The 13,762-nt window shown below is 61.4% G+C and carries 11 protein-coding genes; 8 read left to right on the plus strand and 3 right to left on the minus strand.

Annotation, left to right across the window (positions count from 1 at the left end; genetic code table 11):
• The first annotated feature begins 122 nt into the window (after nt 1-122).
• A complete protein-coding gene (locus G4Y73_RS07140; protein ID WP_164230853.1) occupies nt 123-2,960 on the plus strand; it encodes an endonuclease in 2,838 nt (945 codons plus the stop codon).
• On the opposite strand, the gene G4Y73_RS07145 is transcribed toward G4Y73_RS07140, so the two are convergent.
• Complete coding sequence (locus tag G4Y73_RS07145; protein ID WP_164230855.1) at nt 2,957-3,730, minus strand: ferredoxin--NADP reductase; 774 nt, start codon at nt 3,728-3,730, stop codon at nt 2,957-2,959. The genes G4Y73_RS07140 and G4Y73_RS07145 overlap by 4 nt on opposite strands.
• Before the next feature lie 163 nt (nt 3,731-3,893).
• Nucleotides 3,894-5,186: a DEAD/DEAH box helicase gene (locus G4Y73_RS07150; RefSeq protein ID WP_164230857.1), complete on the minus strand. Its 1,293-nt coding sequence runs from the start codon at nt 5,184-5,186 to the stop codon at nt 3,894-3,896.
• Nucleotides 5,187-5,457: 271 nt separating this feature from the next.
• Here G4Y73_RS07150 and G4Y73_RS07155 point away from each other — a divergent pair, with 271 nt between their 5' ends.
• From G4Y73_RS07155 to G4Y73_RS07165, 3 genes are read left to right on the plus strand one after another with little or no spacing between them, the layout of a single operon-like run.
• Nucleotides 5,458-6,207 carry a hypothetical protein gene (locus G4Y73_RS07155; protein WP_164230859.1) on the plus strand — a complete coding sequence of 250 codons (750 nt, stop codon included), beginning with the start codon at nt 5,458-5,460 and terminating at the stop codon, nt 6,205-6,207.
• 34 nt (nt 6,208-6,241) lie between these two features.
• The gene (locus tag G4Y73_RS07160) at nt 6,242-7,723 is read left to right on the plus strand and encodes a M20/M25/M40 family metallo-hydrolase (protein WP_164230861.1); all 1,482 of its coding nucleotides are present in this window, start codon (nt 6,242-6,244) and stop codon (nt 7,721-7,723) included.
• 33 nt (nt 7,724-7,756) lie between these two features.
• Entirely contained in the window at nt 7,757-9,727 is a 1,971-nt protein-coding gene (locus G4Y73_RS07165) for an alpha/beta fold hydrolase (protein WP_164230863.1), read from the plus strand.
• Here the strand turns inward: G4Y73_RS07165 and G4Y73_RS07170 are convergent.
• Entirely contained in the window at nt 9,724-10,371 is a 648-nt protein-coding gene (locus G4Y73_RS07170) for a thiopurine S-methyltransferase (RefSeq protein WP_164230865.1), read from the minus strand. The genes G4Y73_RS07165 and G4Y73_RS07170 overlap by 4 nt on opposite strands.
• Nucleotides 10,372-10,549: 178 nt before the next feature.
• On the opposite strand from G4Y73_RS07170, the gene G4Y73_RS07175 reads away from it, so the two are divergent.
• The 4 genes from G4Y73_RS07175 to G4Y73_RS07190 are packed head-to-tail and all read left to right on the plus strand — an operon-like array spanning nt 10,550 to nt 13,759.
• Nucleotides 10,550-11,338, plus strand: a complete 789-nt coding sequence (locus G4Y73_RS07175; protein WP_164230868.1) for a DUF3450 family protein — start codon at nt 10,550-10,552, stop codon at nt 11,336-11,338.
• Nucleotides 11,335-12,744 carry a MotA/TolQ/ExbB proton channel family protein gene (locus G4Y73_RS07180; protein WP_164230870.1) on the plus strand — a complete coding sequence of 470 codons (1,410 nt, stop codon included), beginning with the start codon at nt 11,335-11,337 and terminating at the stop codon, nt 12,742-12,744. The genes G4Y73_RS07175 and G4Y73_RS07180 overlap by 4 nt, the downstream gene beginning before the upstream one ends.
• Entirely contained in the window at nt 12,744-13,352 is a 609-nt protein-coding gene (locus G4Y73_RS07185; protein ID WP_164230872.1) for a MotA/TolQ/ExbB proton channel family protein, read from the plus strand. The genes G4Y73_RS07180 and G4Y73_RS07185 overlap by 1 nt, the downstream gene beginning before the upstream one ends.
• Nucleotides 13,349-13,759 carry a biopolymer transporter ExbD gene (locus G4Y73_RS07190; protein WP_164230874.1) on the plus strand — a complete coding sequence of 137 codons (411 nt, stop codon included), beginning with the start codon at nt 13,349-13,351 and terminating at the stop codon, nt 13,757-13,759. Before G4Y73_RS07185 ends, G4Y73_RS07190 begins: the two co-directional genes overlap by 4 nt.
• Nucleotides 13,760-13,762 lie beyond the last annotated feature (3 nt).

Raw genomic sequence — 13,762 nt, forward strand, 5'->3', positions numbered from 1 at the left:
AGCCCCTCTGATCGGACGGTTTCCCGGCGCGGTCGCAAACGGCGGCCTGCGGTGTGTACCAGCAACCAGCAACCCACCAATGAAAGAGGCGCGGAAGAGGGCCACGCCGCACGAGGGAAATCATGATTCCGAATACCACCCGATTGGTGGCGCGTGTCCGCGTGACCGCGCTATTCGTGCTTGCCGTATCCTTCGCTTCGTTCGCATGGGCTCAGGAGGAGTCGTCCTACTATGAGACGGTGGATACATCTTCGCCGTCGGCCATGCGTGCCAGCCTGCATGCCATCATCGATGACCACACTCGCTACCCGTACACCTCGAGCTCGATCGACACCTGGGACATTCTCGAGATCGCCGACGAGGATCAGGACAATACAGGCAACGTGATTACGGTCTATCGCAATGCCAGCTACGCCAAGCAGGGCGGTGGCAACACCTTCTACAACCGGGAGCATTCATGGCCCAAGTCCTACGGCTTCCCGAATGACGGCTCTTCGAATTACCCGTACACCGACACGCACCATCTTTTCATCGCCGACTCTGGCTACAACTCTTCGCGCAGTAACAAACCTTTCGATACTTGCTCGAGCAGCTGTAGCGAGAAGACCACGGAGAACAATAACGGTCGCGGTGGCGAGGGTGGCGGTTATCCGGGAGACTCGAACTGGACGACCGGGTCCTACACGGCCGGAACATGGGAGGTCTGGGCCGGCCGGCGAGGCGACATCGCCAGAGCCATGATGTACATGGATGTGCGCTATGAGGGCGGCACGCACGGCATCACCGGTGTGGTCGAGCCCGATCTCGTCCTGACCGATGATCGGGCGTTGATGGACGCGTCCAATACCGGAAGCAACGAGTTGGTCGCCTATATGGGGCTGCTGAGCGTACTGCTGCAGTGGCACGATGAAGATCCGGTCGACCTCATCGAATTTCAGCGCAATGAGGCCATCGCCTCCTTCCAGGGCAATCGTAACCCCTTCATCGATCACCCCGAGTGGGTGGACTGCGTGTTTCGAAACCAGTGCGACGGAACCGCGGATACTACGCCACCGGCGGTTCCCGGCAGCCTGACGGCAACCGGTGGTCCGGGCCACATCAACCTTGACTGGGCCGACAACACCGAGAGCGACCTGGCCGGCTACAACGTCTACAGGTCCGCTACGTCCGGAGGATCTTACACCTTGATCGGCAGCGGGCTGGTTGCGGACTCCGCGTACCAGGACAAGGACGTGACCGCAGGTACGACCTACTTCTATGTCGTCACGGCAGTCGATTTCAGCAGCAATGAATCCTCGTCCAGCAACGAGGCTTCGGCGGTTGCCCAGGAAGGCGTCGCCGGAAGCGCCTGGATCAACGAGTTCCACTACGACAACGACGGCACCGATTCTGGCGAGTTCGTCGAGGTGGCCGGTCCCGCCGGTCTCGACCTGACCGGCTGGAGCGTCGTCGGGTACAACGGCAACGGTGGTACGGCCTACAACAGCATTTCCCTGTCGGGGACGATTGCCGATCAGGGCGGCTGCACCGGAACACTGGCAGTCGACTTTACCGGCCTGCAGAACGGGGCGCCGGACGGCATTGCACTGATCGACAATGGCGGAGCGGTCGTCGAGTTCATCAGCTACGAAGGCACCATGACCGCCGCGGACGGCCCCGCTGCGGGCATGTCCTCGCAGGATGTGGGTGTGAGCGAATCGGCAAGCACCCCGGTCGGCTACTCCCTGCAGCTGGGGGGCACCGGATCTGGGGCAGTTGATTTCCACTGGCAGCCCGAACAGGCCGATACCTACGGTCAGGTTAACGCGGGTCAGCAGTTCGACGGTTGCGCTTCGGATACGACACCGCCGTCGGCCGTTTCCGACCTGTCGGCTTCCGGCCTGGATCAGCAGGTGCTGCTGGACTGGACAGCACCTGCCGATGCCGACCTGGCTGGCTTCGACGTCTACCGTGCGACCTCGTCGGGAGGGCCATATGACCAGATCAACGGCAGCCTGGTGACCCTTTCGGAGTTCACCGATACCTCTGCCAGCAACGGCACCACCTACTATTACGTGGTGACGGCCGTCGACGACAGTGGAAATGTTTCGTCCAACAGCAACGAGGCCTCGGCGACTCCGCAAGCGGTGGGTACCGGTGGCGTGGCCTGGATCAATGAACTGCACTACGACAACGAGAGCACCGATGTGGGCGAGTTCGTCGAAATTGCCGCGGAGGCCGGTCTGGATCTGAACGGATGGCAGCTGGTGGCCTACAACGGCAACGGCGGGGCGGTCTACGACACGCTGAATCTGTCTGGAACGGTTCCCGACCTCGACAACGGTTTCGGTGTCCTGGCCTTCGACCTGCCCGGCCTGCAGAATGGCTCGCCCGACGGAATCGCGCTGGTCGACGGCCTCGGTGATGTTGTCGAGTTTCTGAGTTACGAAGGATCCTTTACGGCCGTTGACGGTGCCGCGAACGGCATGAGCAGCGTCGACATCCTGGTTTCCGAAACGTCTTCGACACCGATCGGCTGGTCACTACAGAGAACCGGCACGGGCCAGACGGCCGCGGAGTTCTCCTGGGCCGACCCACAAGCGGATACCTACGGCTCGGTTAACGCCGGTCAGTCATTCGGTTCGGACTCGACGCCGGTCAACGATCCGCCTGCGGCACCGACCGGGCTCACCGCCACGGCGGACCACAAGCGTGTCGAACTGACCTGGGATGCCAATGGCGAGTCGGATCTGGCCGGGTATCGTCTTTATCGGTCCCAGCAGTCCGGAGGCAGCTACCAGCTCATTGCATCGCTGGACGCGGCCGATACGGCCTACAGTGATACGGGACTGCAAAACGACCAGACCTACTACTACGTGCTGACGGCCGTGGATTCGGGTGGTCTTGAGAGTACGGCCAGCTCAGAGGTCAGCGCTGTGCCTGCCAAGGGCAGCAAGGGTGGTGGAAACGGCAAGCCTTAACTGACAAACGCCCGCTCGAACACGTAATCGCCCGCGTGGCCGATTGAGGGACTGGCCTTGAATCCGCGCTGATCAAGCAGGTCGCGGAAGTCCTTCAGCATGGCGATGCTGCCGCAAAGCATGACGCGGTCGTTTTCCGGGTCCAGCGGTGGCAGGTTCAGATCGTCGGTGAGCTGGCCGGACTCGAGCAGGTGCGTCAGTCGGCCGCTGTGCTTGAAGGGTTCGCGGGAGACGGCCGGATAGTACAGCAGACGATCCCGGATCACCTCTCCGAGGAGCTCGTGATGGGGCAGTTCATCGCAGATGGTTTCGCGGTAGGCCAGGTCCTCGATGAGACGCACACCATGGGCGACGACGACGGTGTCGAAGCGCTCGTAGGTTTCGGGGTCCTTGATGATGGACAGGAACGGCGCCAGGCCGGTGCCGGTTGATAACAGGTAGAGGCGCTTGCCGGGGTGCAGATCGCTGATCAGCAGGGTGCCCGTGGGCTTCTTCGATAGCAGGATCTCGTCGCCGATTTTCAGATGCTGCAGGCGCGAGGTCAGCGGGCCATCCGGAACCTTGATGGAGAAGAACTCCAGTTCTTCCTCCCAGGAGGCACTGGCGAAGGAGTAGGCGCGCATCAAGGGCTTGTCGCCAACGGGCAGCCCAAGCATGATGAACTGGCCGCTATCAAAACGAAGGCCGGGGTCGCGCGTGGTCCGAAAGCTGAACAGGCCGTCGTTCCAGTGGTGCACGCTGAGGACGCGCTCGCGGCGGAATTTATCCATGATCTGGGGTGGATCCTGTACCTGGCTAAGCGGTGCATGCTAACGAAGCAGCCAGGAAAGTCCTTGTCCCAAATCAAACGCAGTGACATCCGCGACGGACCAGGGGTCCGCCGCAGACGCATTACACTTCTCGATCCGCCCGTGGACAGGGCGGTCGGATTGACTACGCAGCTTTGGCTTGCTGCCCACGCCGACCGCGATTGCGACTCTGATTATTGCCTCGGGCCGATTTCTGGCCGCGATTGCCGCTATTGTTGCCACGGTTACCGCCACCATTGCCGCGCCCGCGGCGAGCAGGTGTCTTGCCGGCTTCCCTGGACAGTGGTTCGGTGGGTTCGTAACCGTCGACCCCGTAGGTCGGAATCTCGGTCTTGACCAGCTTGCGGATATCTTCGAACAGCCCATGCTCGGAACCGGCCACCAGCGAGACGGCCAGGCCGTCGCGTCCGGCGCGTCCGGTGCGGCCGATGCGGTGGACGTAGTCTTCCGGCACGTTGGGGATATCGTAGTTGACCACGTGCGGCAACTGGTCGATATCCAGACCGCGAGCGGCGATATCGGTGGCAACCAGGACACGGATCTTGTTCTTCTTGAACTCGCTCAGGGCCTTGGTGCGCGCACCCTGGCTCTTGTTACCGTGGATGGCCGCGCTTGGCAGACCGTCGGTTTCGAGCTGCTTGGCCAGGCGGTTGGCGCCATGCTTGGTGCGGGTAAATACCAGCACCTGCTGCCAGTTGTTCGAGCCGATCAGGAATGACAGGACTTCGCGTTTCTGCTTCTGATCGACCCGGAAGGCCTGCTGGGCAATCGCGTCGACCGTCGAGTTCGGCGGCGCGGTCTCGACACGCTCGGGGTTCTTGAGGAAGTTGTGCGCCATCTGGGTAATCTCTTTCGAGAACGTGGCGGAAAACAACAGGGTCTGGCGCTGCTTCGGCAGGACCTTGACGATGCGATCGATGGCCGGACGGAAGCCCATGTCAAGCATGCGGTCGGCTTCGTCGAGCACCAGGAACTCGATCCTGGACAGATCGACGGTGCCGCGCTGCATATGATCGATCAAGCGGCCCGGGGTGGCGACGAGTACGTCGATGCCGCGCTGCAGCTTGGTGATCTGCGGGTTGATGTTGACACCGCCGAAGATCTCGAGCGATCGCAACTGGACATGACGACCGTAGGCGCGCAGGTTTTCATTGACCTGGGCAGCCAGTTCGCGCGTCGGTGCCAGAATCAGCGCACGCGGCTGCTTCTGGTGACCGCCGCGTTCGCTGAGGCGATGCAGCAGCGGCAGGGTAAAGGCGGCGGTTTTGCCGGTGCCGGTCTGGGCGCTGGCCATGATGTCACGGCCCTCAAGAATGACCGGAATGGCCTTGATCTGAACGGGCGTGGGCTTTGTGTAGCCCTGTTCGCTGACAGCACGCAGCAATTCGGCCTTGAGGCCGAGGGAATCGAAATTCATGGTGTTTCCTTGTGTAAACCAAGGCGAAGAAAAGCCCGTCAATCGGGCGAGCTACAAATCGGGGAGAGGCCTTGGTCTACATACTATCCGCGAGAGGGCATCGGTTTTTCCACTGCAGGTAAGCGCAGCAGCCCAATGCGGGGCGAACAATAGCACGAATCTTGTGTAAAGGGGAAAATCCGATACCTACGGGACATGCACCGGACGGCGCTTGAACCCGGCCGGTCATGGGCGCTACCCTCAGATGGCGGCTTGGAATGGAGGCGTTGCCATGCCGAAAAACCGCCAGCACCTGACTGTCCTGCTCTTGCTGGGCCTGGGCTGCTCTGGTCTCGCTTCGCCCGTTAAAGATTTGACTCCAAATAGTTTCTCTTGCACCCAGGTGCTCGGCTTCTCCCAATCACTCGAGTGGTACGGAGGGCTGTCGCTTGCTGATTTCATGACAGGTGACGGGCCGCCGCGATCTCCATCGCTGGAAGCCGGGGTGTTCCTACCTACCTGGCAGGGTAGTTTCTACGTGGGCGCGAGCGTCGAAAAGTGGGCTGATCCCGAATTTCCGGCCTGGTCGGAAAATCATGGCACGACACACGAAAAGGCCGCGCACTGCGACCGTGAGCAGGTCGATCGGGTGGTATTCAACGTCTCCGGCGCGGCCCGGCCAGCGGATGAATGGGCCACTGCGATTGAGACTGTCGCGGATTTGATTCGGAATCACTTCCCGGCCGTTCGGCAGATCGTGATGCAGCCTGTGGTTGGGGCAGCCGTGGGAGAGTGCCAGGAAGTTCTTGCGGCCCGCAACCATCCCGATATTGCCGAAGGTATCCGTCGTGTTGCCGAGCGGAGCATGGTGGAAGCCGGGCCCGAGCCGAAAGTGAAAAGCTGCGACCAGTTTCGTGATGAGCTGGGGCACTTGACCAAAGTCGGCGCAAGGAACGTCCGAAACAAGCTTGAAAACCATTACCGCGATGAGACCGCCTTGCCCGAGGGCGAAGGCAGCAGAGGCGCTTCACCGGATACGTGATTGCCGGAGTACCCAGAGACGAGTACGGGAGGGAATGATGTCCTGGAAAGGAATCCTGGCGGCAATCACGATTGCCTTCTTTGGACTGATTGCCGTCATGATCTGGAATACGGCACGAATGCCGTCGACGCGAATCGATGCGGAACTGCCCGATGAGGAGATTGAGAAGCGGGTTAGTAGCATTGATGGCACCGAGGTTGCCACCCATCTCGCCGAGGCGGTGCGGTTTCGCACCATATCCAGCGACACTCAGCTGCCGAACAAAGCCGAATCTTTCCCGGCCTTTCATGACTGGCTCGAATCGACCTATCCGGATGCCCATGCCGTGATGGAGCGCGAGCGTGTCAACGAACTATCGCTTCTTTATCGCTGGCCCGGCAGGTCCGATTGCAAGCCCATCGGCTTTATCAGCCATCTTGATGTGGTTCCCGTGGAAGAGGAGAGCATTGAGGACTGGACGCATCCACCCTTTGCCGGCGCCGTTGCCGATGGCTATGTGTGGGGACGTGGGTCCGTCGACACCAAGTCGAATCTCGTCATGACCATGGAAGCGGTGGAGCGGCTGGCCGATGACGGTTTTACACCGTCCTGCGATGTCTATCTGCTTTTCGGCCATGACGAGGAAACGGGCGGCTCGGAGGGAGCTGGCGCTATGTCTCGAATCCTCACGGAGCAGGGCATCCACTTTGATTGGGTCCTTGACGAATCAGGAGGCGGTTCGATCCATACCGACGGATCGAGCAAATGGGCGCAGATTACATTGTCCCAACGCGGCTATGTGACCTTCGAATTGACGGCAACCGGTGTCGGAGGACATTCCGCTGTGCCGCTCAGACCGAATGCCATCCTGGGTCTCTCGCGGGCGCTCATGCGGCTATCGAATTCAAGTATGCCGGGCGGCCTGGAAGGCCTGGCGCTGGAAATGGTCAAGGCCAGGGTTCAGCGTCGGTCCTACCTGGAGCGATTGCTCGTGGCAAACACGTGGATCACAAAACCAGTTGTCGAATGGATTATCGAGTCGATGCCGGGAGGCGCCGCGATTCTCCGCACCACGCATTCACCGACCGTGATCGAGGGTGGCAAGAAAGATAATGTGCTTCCGAAGACGGCACGCGCTCTTGTCAATTTCAGAGTGCATCCGCGCGACGACATCGAGTTTGTCCGACGCTGGGTCCGGGAAACTATCGATGATGATTCCATCAAGGTTTCCGTATACCAGGAGCGTGCATTTGAGGCACCCCCGGCGACCGATTCGTCCGCACCGCAAGTTACACGTTTCAAAGAAGTGATCGGAGCGGTTTATGGGCCGATCGATCCACTGATTCCCGGCTTCGGACTGGCGGCCTCCGATGCCAGGCATTACGCACCCATTGCGGATGCACTGCTGAAATTCGAGCCGGTCGTTATCAGGGAGGGCGATGCGCTCAACCCGCATGACACGAATGAACGCCTGCCGATCGATTCGCTCGCCCGCGGGGTCGTGTTCTATCAGCGACTGATCGAGCGTCAGGAATGAAGGGCTCACTTGGGGATGCTTGAGGAGGCAGATATGACAACACGAATCATTCTTGCGCTGATTGGAGTTGCCGGACTGGCCGATGCATTGGCCCAGGAGGAGGTTCCGCGCTTCGAACGCACGGACTGTCATTTCGAAAGCGAAAAGCCGCTGGAAGGTGTCGACTGCGGCGAGCTGGTGGTGTGGGAGAACCGGCAAGACCACAAGGAGGGCACGCTTCGGCTGGCGGTGGCGATTCTCCGCAGCACGGCCGATGAGCCCGAACCGGATCCTCTCGTCTATCTATCCGGCGGACCCGGTGGTCGTTCCGTGCATCACATCCCGTCTCTTGTAGGTGGCAATTTCTCGAACCGGTTACGCGAAAAGCGTGATCTCGTCTACTACGACCAGCGCGGGACCGGATACTCCGATCCCAACTTCTGCGAAGAGCTGGACCAGGTTCTCTATACAACGCGTTTCCTCGGCCTTTCGCCCGAAGAAGCCAAGGCCCGTCGCGTTGATGCCACACGGGAATGTCGGGAGAAAATGCTGGAGAAAGGCATCGATTTTTCCGCCTACAACAGCGAGACCAGCGCGCGAGACCTGGACGATCTCCGCCGGGCCCTGGGCTACGAGCAATGGAACCTGTATGGCATCTCCTATGGAACGAGACTCGCGCTGACAGCGATGCGGGAGACGCCTGCGGGAATCCGGAGCGTCATCCTTGACTCGACGTCTCCCCCCAACGCCCGACTGTGGGTGGAGAGACCCGCAGTATTTGCCCGATCGCTTGAGCGCGTGTTTACGCAATGTGCGGCGGACGAGGCTTGCCGTCGCGCCTATCCCGACCTGGAGTCGAAGTTCTACACCTGGCTCGATCGCCTGGAGCGGGACCCCGTAGAACTCGAAATGCAGGACACGAACCGCTTCCCCGGCGGCCGGCTCGTGGTCGACCGAGCGCTGGCCATCTCGGGCGTATTTCAGGGCCTTTACAATCGTCGCTTCCCTTCGATTTTGCCGCTTCTGATCCAAGAAGGCGGGCCGGAAAACGAGCATGTATGGCGGGTTCTGGCTGACCGCCTGGTCCGACCGCCTGAGCAGATCAGTCGGGGTCTAAACCTGTCGGTGAACTGCTACGAGATTGCACCTTTCAACCCGCCGGACTTGCTTGATTCCGCCCGTATGGCGTACCCACGCCTCGATGAAATCGTGGACGAGGGAGACCGCCATGCGGAATGCGCAGCCTGGCATGGTGAAAGGGCGGATTCCTCGTACATTGAACCGGTTCGCAGCGGCTTACCGACCTTGATTCTCGGTGGTGAGTTCGATCCCACCACGCCGCCCGAGTTCGGACGACTCGCCGCCGAGACACTGCCGAACAGTACGTTTGTCGAGGTTCCGGCTCACGGCCACGGGGTGATTGCGAGCACCACGTGTACCCGTGAGTTGGCGTTGCGTTTTCTTGAGGATCCTGACAGGGCGCAGGACACGAGCTGCGTGTCGGAAATTCCGTCAGTATCCTTCGTGACCGACGTCCATGTGAGTCGAGGCGTCTATCCGATTGCACGAAGCATTCAGCAGGGTCCGGCCAGTCCAGCACTTGCGGGCGCGGGGCTTATCGGGCTCGTCCTTCTATCCGGCATTGTCGCCTGGCCTGTAGGCGCATCCGTTCGCCGGTTGCGTAATGCCCACGACTTGCCGGAGCCCGGAGTGCAGCGGATTGCGCGCCCGACCGCGGCGCTGGCCGCACTGTTGGCAGCGATTTTTGCCGCGGGACTCCTGTTCGCAATCCGGGGCGCGGCCTCGATCAATCCGTTCCTGCTAGCTTTCGGGGTGTCGGGCGACTTCAGGTGGATCTTCTACCTGCCATGGCTCATCGCGGCATTGACCGTGGTGAGCGTCTTCGCCGCAATCCATTCGTGGCGACAGCAGTGGTGGAACACTGGGCAACGAATCCACTACAGCCTTGTAGCCGCTTCGTGCGTGGTGTTTGTGGCCATCACCGCATGGCTGGGTCTGTTTTAAGGATTCTGCCTGACGAGCCACGCGCATTCGTGCAGGGCGGTCAGTCCACGTTCGGCAAAACGCGCATGCTCGGCCAATACGTCGCGGCGTTCGAGTAACTGGAACTGGAGGCCGGCGTAGTCCACCAGTTCATCCTCGAGGACGGCGAAGGGCGGGCCGTCCATTTCCGTCTGGTCGTACTCGAAAGTGACCAGTAAGCCGCGGGCGTGGTCGCCCAGCAAGGATCGTAAATGATCGAGATAACCCGGGCGCATCTCCCGGGGCAGGGCGGCCAAGGCTGCGCGATCGTAGAGCAGTTCGAATGCTTCGCCTGATTTGAAATCGAAGAACTCGCCCTCGAACAGTTCGATGTTCTCGGCCTGCCAATGGATTAGCGGACCCGCTGGCATACGCGTTGGTGTCTGTCCCCATTCCTTGTAGAACTCGCTCACCGCTTGGGCGCTGAGTTCGATCCCCACCACGCCATGACCCTGCCGCGCCAACCAGTGCAGATCAAGGCTCTTGCCACAAAGGGGTACCAGAACGCGGCCGGCATGGCCATCCGCTACTGCAGCCCAGTGACGCTTGAGTGCCCAGTGGATTTCGGATTGATGAAATCCGATCTCCTGCCGCTTCCAGCGTTCATTCCAGAAGTTCCTGTCCATGACTCACTTGAACCCTTCCGATTCTCGATGAATTGTGGCGCCAAGATCGTGCGAAGCATTTCAGTTCAATGACGGCGCTTGAAACAGGCTCGTCACATTTGCGTCACCGACATGCAATGAAGCATCGCTAATGTAACCAGCATCGTTCAACGCCACACACATCGCGGGTGGAGCTTTCATGTACAGGCGAGTCTATCAGCCCGGACTGTTGATCGGGTTGCTGCTGTTTCCCCTGATCCTGGCGGCCCAGTCGTCGGCAGAGGGTGACAATCTCGAGGCACTGGCCGAGGAGCTGGTGCGCATTCGCGGAGAAGTCGAGTCGCTGAATGCCGAACTCAATCGCAAGCAGGACCAGCACCGCAATGAAATGAGCTCGCTGGCCGCCCAGAAGGGCGAGCTGGAAGCCACGTTACGACGCGAGCAGTTGCGCGTGGACCAGCTCGAAGAGGAGCTCACAAGCAATCGCGAACGGGCCGAACAGGCCGGCATCGCCGGTGAGTCGCTGGTTCCTGTCGCCCAGGAAGCGATCGACGCGCTGCGGCGCCACATCGAAACCTCCCTGCCGTTCAAGCCGCAGGAGCGCATGGCCGCGCTTGACGAAATCCAGACGCAGCTCGAGACCGGTTCGCTGGCGCCACCGCGGGCCGTCAATCGTCTCTGGGGCTTCTACGAAGACGAACTTAGGCTTACGAGAGAGAACGGCCTCTACAGCCAGGTCATCGAGCTCGACGACGAACAGGTCCTGGCCGACGTGGCACGCCTGGGCACGGTCGCGATGTACTTCCAGACCCGCGACGGCGAGTACGGGCAGGCCCAGCGCAGCGGTGAGGACTGGCGCTTTGTCCGCCTGGACGAGCGCGCGGCCATCCAGCGCATCGACAAGCTGTTCGAGTCGCTCAAGAAGCAGATCCGCACCGGCTACTTCGAATTGCCCAACGGCGCCATCCGGCTGGAGTCCGAACAATGAGCATCCGCATTCCTCACATTCTGATCCTGCTCGCCGCCGCCTGGCTGGCGGCGCCGGCGACCGCGCAGGAGTCCGAGTCGGCGCAGCCCGAAGCTGAACCCGAATCCCCGCCCGTAGCCGCCCAGACCCCGTCGCTGGAACAGGCCTACCAGCGGGAGTTCGCCTTTCTTCAGGGACAGAAGCGAGACCTCGAACGTCGCCTCGCAGAATTCGAGGAAACCAGCCAAGCCGATCGGCAACAGCTTGAGTCGGATATTCGCTCGCTCGAACGCCGCGTGGTCGATCGGACCAGCCGCGGCGATCGACTCGACGAACAGGTGTTCGAATCCGAGCGCTCGGTCGAGTCGGCCCGCGACAACGTCAACCTGCTGGCCAATACCTTCCTCCAGGCCGAAGCGACCCTCGAGGGCTGGGAAGCACCCGCGCTGGAAGGCGACGAGGTACCGCAGGCCGGGGACGTGACCGCCATGTTCGAAACCGTCCGGGAAGAGCTGGACCGACGCGGTGAAGTCCGTCGCGACAGCGGTGAGTTTTTCCTGGCCAACGGCACGCGCGTCGATGGCGAGATCATTCACGTCGGCCGCATCGCCAGTTTCGGTATCAGCGAGCGTGGCGCCGGCGCCCTGGCTCCGGCCGGTGAGGGCGAACTCAAGCTCTGGAACGAAGAGTCAGCCGAAGCTGCCCGCGCCCTGGTGGCCGGGACGATGGTCTCGCCCCTGCCGATCTTCATCTACGAGACGCTCAGCTCGGAAGTGGAAGAGCGGGGCGCCAAGGGGGTTTTCGAAACCATTTCCAGCGGCGGCGTGATCGGCTGGATCATCTTCTTCCTGGGCCTGCTGGCTGCAACGCTTGTTGCGCTGCGCGCCATGTTCCTGTGGCGCGCCGGAACCTCGACCGGACGGATCCTCGATGATGTGTCCGCACCGGTACGCCGCGGCGACCGGGATGCCGCACTGTCGATGCTCAAGAAGCGCCAGGGCGCAACCGCTCGCGTGGTGGCCTCGGCCATCCGCAACCTCGATCGCGATCGCGAGCATCTCGAGGACATCGTCTCCGAGTCGATTCTGCACGAATCCGGGCATCTCAACCGCTTCGGCGCCTTCATCATGGTGATTGCCGCGGTCTCGCCGCTGCTGGGCCTGCTCGGCACGGTCACCGGCATGATCTCGACCTTTGATGTCATTACCGAATTCGGCACCGGCGATCCCAAGCTGCTCTCGGGTGGTATCTCGATCGCCCTGGTCACCACCGAACTGGGCCTGATCGTTGCCATTCCGACATTGTTGTTCGGCAACCTGCTCTCGAGCTGGGCAGAGCGCATCAAGGACGACATGGAGAAGGCCACGCTGCGCGTGACCAACCAGTATCTCGAAGCCCGGGGCGAAACGGAGCAGGTCGGCGGCTGATGTTCGACGAACTGGTCAATGACTTCCGGTTCTACTTCGACGTGGGCGGCTACGTCATGCCGCCGCTGGTGCTGGCCACGGTGGTGCTGTGGTTTGCGATCGGCTACCGCTTCGCCGCGCTCAAGCGGGGCAACCTGCGCTCGGTCCGCCGGATCATCCAGAAGCATCCCGAAGGCCTCGACTACCCGCCTCGCGGCGTGATCGAGAAGGCCATCGAGCAGGGTTTGAAGATTGCGCGCTCGCATCACGGCGACTTGAGGCGCCTGCTCGACGACGCCTTCTGGCCAATCGAGCGCGACGTCAAGCGCTTCCACAAGCTGATCATGACCATCGTTGCCGTCGCCCCCCTGATGGGCCTGCTCGGCACGGTTGTGGGGATGATCGAAACCTTCGACTCGCTTGGGGACATGTCGCTGTTCGCCCAGTCCGGCGGTATTGCCGGCGGCATTTCCCAGGCGCTTTTCACGACCCAGATGGGCCTGGCCGTGGCCATTCCCGGCCTGATCGTCGGCGGGGTGCTCGAAAAGCGCGCCGCGGTGATCCGGATCGAGCTGGCCCAGGTCAAGGACATTCTCTGCGCACGCGTGCACAAAGGTAGCCCGGCATGAGATTCCGCGAGCGCTCCAATACCGAACAGGCCGTCGACATATCGCCCCTGATCGACATGGTGTTCATCCTGCTGATCTTCTTCATGGTTTCGACGACCTTCGTCAAGGACATGAAGCTCGATCTCGAGCGTCCCAGCGCCACGACTTCGGAGCAGGCCTCGACCAAGGCCATTCGTCTTTATATAGACAACAGCGGCGAGACCTGGCTCGACGGCCAGCCAATCCGCACCTGGGTGATCCAGAGCAAGCTCAGGGACATGCTCCAGGGCGCCGCTTCGCAATCCGTGCTGGTCGTCACCGACAGCAATGTACCGGCCAGCAAGCTGGTCGAGGTCGTCGACCAGGCGCGCCGTTCCGGTGCCGCCGACGTCGGTGTGGCCACGGTCGAAGAAGCCGGCCGCGGCTGAATC

Origin of the sequence: Wenzhouxiangella sp. XN201, assembly GCF_011008905.1 — a bacterium.
GTDB lineage: Bacteria > Pseudomonadota > Gammaproteobacteria > Xanthomonadales > Wenzhouxiangellaceae > Wenzhouxiangella.